The 4,930-nt window shown below is 47.5% G+C and carries 8 protein-coding genes; 7 read left to right on the forward strand and 1 reads right to left on the reverse strand.

The genetic code is table 11. The features are described 5' to 3' along the window. The 7 genes from HMPREF3140_RS02850 to HMPREF3140_RS02880 form a co-directional block, all read left to right on the forward strand. A partial coding sequence (locus HMPREF3140_RS02850; RefSeq protein WP_139146151.1) for an integrase core domain-containing protein occupies positions 1-245 on the forward strand: 245 nt, incomplete at its 5' end. A gap of 20 nt (positions 246-265) precedes the next feature. Then, the gene (locus HMPREF3140_RS02855) at positions 266-709 is read left to right on the forward strand and encodes a hypothetical protein (protein ID WP_020477096.1); all 444 of its coding nucleotides are present in this window, start codon (positions 266-268) and stop codon (positions 707-709) included. 9 nt (positions 710-718) lie between these two features. Continuing rightward, positions 719-1,126 carry a hypothetical protein gene (locus tag HMPREF3140_RS02860; protein ID WP_032435642.1) on the forward strand — a complete coding sequence of 136 codons (408 nt, stop codon included), beginning with the start codon at positions 719-721 and terminating at the stop codon, positions 1,124-1,126. Between the two features lie 42 nt (positions 1,127-1,168). Then, complete coding sequence (locus HMPREF3140_RS02865; RefSeq protein WP_032435645.1) at positions 1,169-2,128, forward strand: DNA replication terminus site-binding protein; 960 nt, start codon at positions 1,169-1,171, stop codon at positions 2,126-2,128. Continuing rightward, positions 2,125-2,883, forward strand: a complete 759-nt coding sequence (locus tag HMPREF3140_RS02870; RefSeq protein ID WP_032435646.1) for a hypothetical protein — start codon at positions 2,125-2,127, stop codon at positions 2,881-2,883. The genes HMPREF3140_RS02865 and HMPREF3140_RS02870 overlap by 4 nt, the downstream gene beginning before the upstream one ends. Continuing rightward, the gene (locus tag HMPREF3140_RS02875) at positions 2,880-3,203 is read left to right on the forward strand and encodes a hypothetical protein (protein ID WP_004197568.1); all 324 of its coding nucleotides are present in this window, start codon (positions 2,880-2,882) and stop codon (positions 3,201-3,203) included. The genes HMPREF3140_RS02870 and HMPREF3140_RS02875 overlap by 4 nt, the downstream gene beginning before the upstream one ends. A 150-nt stretch (positions 3,204-3,353) precedes the next feature. Then, positions 3,354-3,671, forward strand: a complete 318-nt coding sequence (locus tag HMPREF3140_RS02880; protein WP_004026552.1) for a hypothetical protein — start codon at positions 3,354-3,356, stop codon at positions 3,669-3,671. A gap of 65 nt (positions 3,672-3,736) precedes the next feature. On the opposite strand, the gene HMPREF3140_RS02885 is transcribed toward HMPREF3140_RS02880, so the two are convergent. Next, positions 3,737-4,873 carry a tyrosine-type recombinase/integrase gene (locus HMPREF3140_RS02885; RefSeq protein ID WP_032435650.1) on the reverse strand — a complete coding sequence of 379 codons (1,137 nt, stop codon included), beginning with the start codon at positions 4,871-4,873 and terminating at the stop codon, positions 3,737-3,739. Between the last annotated feature and the right edge of the window lie 57 nt (positions 4,874-4,930).

Genomic DNA, 4,930 nt, shown 5'->3' on the forward strand with positions numbered 1-4,930 from the left:
ATACGGCGGTACGTAGCCCGGAAAGCAACGGGATGGCAGAGAGCTTCGTGAAAACGATGAAGCGCGATTACATCAGCATCATGCCGAAACCCGACGGGTTAACAGCGGTAAAGAACCTTGCGGAGGCCTTCGAACATTACAACGAATGGCATCCGCATAGTGCGCTGGGGTATCGTTCGCCACGGGAATATCTGCGGCGGCGAACCAGTAATGGGTTAAGTGATAAAAAGTGTATGGAAATATAGGGGCCAATCCAAAATTGAATATGATTTTAAAAGAAGAAATTGTTTTGGGTATCTACAGCTGGCTTCATATGACTCCGGTCAGCATGCTGGTAAGAAACATAACCAGCGATCAGGGAGGGGATTACGCGATCGTCCGCTTTACCGTCGATAGCCGGGGGGTCCAGATGGGGCCTAAGGCACAGGGCCAGCTTCTTTGTTCATTCGGGTTTAATGTAAAGGAATCCTGTGAGGCCGACCCAAAAGACGGTCCAGGCCTCATAAAGGCCGAAATGATGAACGGTGTTATGCAGCTGGTACCGGAATGCATTGAGCTCACAGACAGTCAAACCCAGGCAATCAGGAAAGAAGTAACTGTGTTTAACAGGGTTTGTGCTATGCAACTCCTGGGGGGGCATGGGAATGCAAGGTCTCTGTGGGAGAAAGAAATTCTTCCCCGGATGAAAGTGCGCAGACAACTACATTGAGGCAAGGCGATGAGCAAAGTGCATTGTATTCGTGGTATTACCTGGAAAAACTCCGATAGCGCGTCTTTCAAAGTATATGCCTGCATTGCTGCTGTATTCAGCCTTGGCCTGGTCACAGCTACCGTCAGGAACTATGAAATTCTACAACTGACTGTTCCGTATACCTGGTATGTTTTCTTCACTGCATTCTGGCTTCTGTTCCCGTCCTTTACGGTCTCTTTCCGGGAGCGGGAAGGGCGTCTGTTTACCTCGATGGGTTTTTACGGGTTAAAACTGGTCACTCTCGACCGCCCTGTCTCCGATGGGTACTGGCTGGTCACGATGGAGAAAAACCGTTATCGCCTCGTCAGAGTATGCCGGGACGGGCGACGCCAGCCTGTATGGCTGACGTTTAAGTCTTTACCAGAGTTTGTTTAACGATTACCGTCGCACGTTCAGGAATACGATACGGGAGACGATATGAATACTGACTTTGCCCATTACAACGAAGAGCAACTACGCAAACTCGGTGAGCTGCACAGTTTACTCCGTCACAGCGATATCGGCTCATCTTACCTTGCCTCGCTCCCGGAGCCCCGTAGTGTTGAGGAGTTGAATCCGCCACAGGAAATCAATGTGACTCATTCGGTACCCGACGTCGACACCCTGGTGGATATTTACCGGCAGCAGCGGGTTGATAAAGTCCATGTCAGGGATGAGCATTATTCAACCAAAATCACCCGAAAATATCCCGGGTTCGTTGTGGTCAGAAACAATCATGATCAGGTGATGTCGCTGGTGGGTGAAATCAACCGGCTTCGTGACAAATTTGCTGATGCTGTAAAAGCTATCACTCATTACCAGGACTCCCGGTCAGAAATTCTGCATCAGGTTTACCCGTGGCTGGTGACTTTACAGGTGTCCCGTAATATCCGGGTCGTTACTGAGCAAATTCGCTCCCTGGGGTTCACCTGGCAAATCCCTGTCATTCATAAATTTACCCGGCTGGAAACGGTTATCGACCGCTTACGCAGGGAGATAACTGAGCTCCAGCCGGATATCAGTCTGACAAAACAGGATGTTGAACGGCTGAAACAGGAACGAACCGAAGAAATCATGATGCTGTCGTTGCTCAATGACGAAGTGAGTCATGACGATGAAAATTTGAGAAAATTTCGGCTCATCCGGGAAAGTAACTTTCCGGCTGTTAACGTCAATATCCGGTACACCAGTCCTGAAGATCCAGATGATGTTCATGGGCCGTACAAACTCAACTTTCGCGCGCCTTTACCATTAATTTTGTTCAGCGAACCGGGCCGGTTTAATCCGTTAAAAAATTACGTAAAAGGTGAAAGGCAGAAGCGCGGCGATTTTAATGAAAAATATCGTTCTGTCCTGCCCCGTATAGGGCTGGTGGAAGTCATCAGGGAGTCAAAATGAGCCGGATTCTAACCGGGATTTGTGAAGCTGATCCGGCCAGGAGGTTATACAAAGTGGCCGTCAGTAGGGGAAACACTTTTCTGTCTGCAAAAGAACGTTTTCGTGTACAGGTCTGTTTCAAAAATGCCATAACACATCCAGATGAAGATCGGCTGCTGGCCGAGCTGTTGACTGTTCATCACTTCCTGGCTGACACCTCTATTTTATGGCATATGGAGCAAAAAACTTATGCATGCACCACGACATGGGCCACCACGTCCACATGGCTGCCAGAGATATATCAGCGTCAGGCCAGCACGCCCAATGTGGTAAAGATTATCAAATTTATGCACGCCCGGTTTCCAGGCCTTAAAACGGTTGCAGAAACAAATGAGCAGGGTTACGAACAGGCGCTTACCAGTGTGGATTTTGAAATTCCTTACTGGCCGGTGCTGCCGAAATTCGAATCTGATATAGGAACGATACAGGTAACGATTGCCGGGATGATCCGTTACACAGAAACGATGAGCAATAAAGATTGTAAAACCCCTCTCGACTTAATGATAAAAAGTTTTAAGTCAGGGTTGATCCCGATAGAGAAAATGCCGTTGAGTAAGACTGAAAGGCTTATGCCTCTGAATATCAACACCGCTGGTAAGATATTTACACACGCGACATGGCCGAGATGTCGTTACATTTTCGTACCGGATGAGGCGGGAGTAATGAAAGTGGTTAACGTGGTCAAATTAAGATTAAAGCCTCTGGAGGAAAAATGACTTACGCTATTTTCTTGTTAGTAACTGCTGTTTGTGCATTCGGATTAAATTATCTGACAAACAAAATCTGTTCCGGTACGGGTATGATTAACCAGAGTGGAGGCTCTAATGTACACGCCTTACGGTGTATCACATCGTTCCTCCTTCTCCTTGTCTCACTCTGGCTTCCTGTCAAACCTGCCGTGATCAATCTGGCAGTAGAGTTTGCTGCACTGGTGAATTTTATTGCATCTGTCACTCTCTATACCGTTGCAAATTTCCGGGAAAAACGGAGATTAAAAAAACAAAGAAAAGAAGAAAAAGCTGCTCAAAAAGGATAATCCATGATATCGCCTCTCATTTTCCTTCGTGAGACGCACCAGAACTGATTCAGGCACAGGGTAACGTATTTTCCGGTTTCCTGGCTGCCTTCGCAATTATTCCGAGCAGGGAGCAATGTCAGCCGTTTTTAAATATCATCCGGAGTTTTCATGAATAATAAAAGAACGATTACCACTCGAGAGCAGATTAAAATTAATGGGGAAATTCGTGAGAGAACAGCAACCCATATTGTTACCGGTGCTCATGGGTACGAAACCCTTTGCATAAGTGGTTATATTGTCGAACATAACGAGATGGGTGAGGTTATCCATAACAGCGAAAAGTTAGCGGAAGATTTGTTACCTGTTACCTGCCCCACATGCAGGGTCATTTGGTATCACACCCATGAATTTACACTCGATGATTTTGACAGTCTTTCAGGAAAAGGGGATTTTGTTGTGACAGATTTGAAAGAACTGAATATCTGAAAAGTTCATAAGTGACCAGCGCTCAGAAACATGTTGCTGAGTGCTGGCGTTTCTCTCAGTAAAATCTATATGTCGTCCAGATGATTACGCATAAAGCTTACCATGGCTTTTTCACTGGCAAGATATCCACGGATATAACGGAAGACCATCTTTGGATCAGACCAGTTCCCCATCTCGGTAATCTTTTCCAGGGAGTACCCGGCCTTAAACAGCTCTATGGCTCCCCCCACACGCACACTGTGTCCTGTCCATGTCCGGTACCGCCCGGACTGTCGGTTACTGTCGCCGACCTTCCCGGCAATCCCCCAGAGGCGTGCAAATGCCTGGTTCAGTGAATTAGAGGACAGCATACCAACATCTTCCCGTGATATCTTTGATTCATTCTGTAGCTGCGTCAGTAACCCCTCACTGAATCCTGCTTTGACCAGCATCCTGTCTATGGATTTTCCCCGTGATAGCTTACTGCTGGTGGACGGGAAATATCGGTTTGTATGGATGTTTACAGGCTGAAAAAGAAAACGGTGCCCGAAGGTTTCGGTATCGGTGTATTCCACCGTCTCAATCAACCGTCTGACATGCTGACTGCATTGTGGTGAGAGCTGAAATGTCAGGTTACTTGAAAGGCTTGTCTTGGTCCGCATGACGTCCAGAAGGTAACAGGACGTGTCATTTTGCCATTTCAGGTCGCCGGTTTTAATCCTTCGAATTTCCACGTTACGCAGCAGGGTTTCAAACCCAACCCATATCATTGCAAGGTCCCGTATGTCTCTCAGGTCATCGCTTTTATGCAGCGACCGGCGAAGAATATTGAGATCGGATATAAGAAATGGAAGGGCCTGACCGGTGACGATTTTTTTCTCATTCTCCCGCGCCCGCCATACCTGAACCAGTGCTTTTATCAGAACGTTGCGGAAGTCTGGAAAACCCAGGCTGCTGTTAACGCTTGAAAGGCATGCAATAAAATGAGAGATAGTCGCCATTTTAACGGATCCATTCAGCCCATTAATATAGCGCTCGACATCAACCGCTGTGACCGGGAAGGGGGTCAGACCGTGCCTGGCGCACCATGCAGACCAGACACTCGTGACCCTTAACTGACTTCTGGCCGTATTGTACCGGCGAAACCGCAAGAGCTTGAGTGCATCCAGAGCGCTCATGTCATCGGTTCGTGAGATAGCAACCAGTTTGGTTTTATCTGTCATGGGAAGATCTCATGTCTTTTCACTGATGTCGCGGTAGGGATACCCGTTACCGGATAC

The sequence above is a fragment of the Klebsiella sp. HMSC16A12 genome, assembly GCF_001808265.1.
Taxonomy (GTDB): Bacteria; Pseudomonadota; Gammaproteobacteria; order Enterobacterales; family Enterobacteriaceae; genus Klebsiella; species Klebsiella pneumoniae.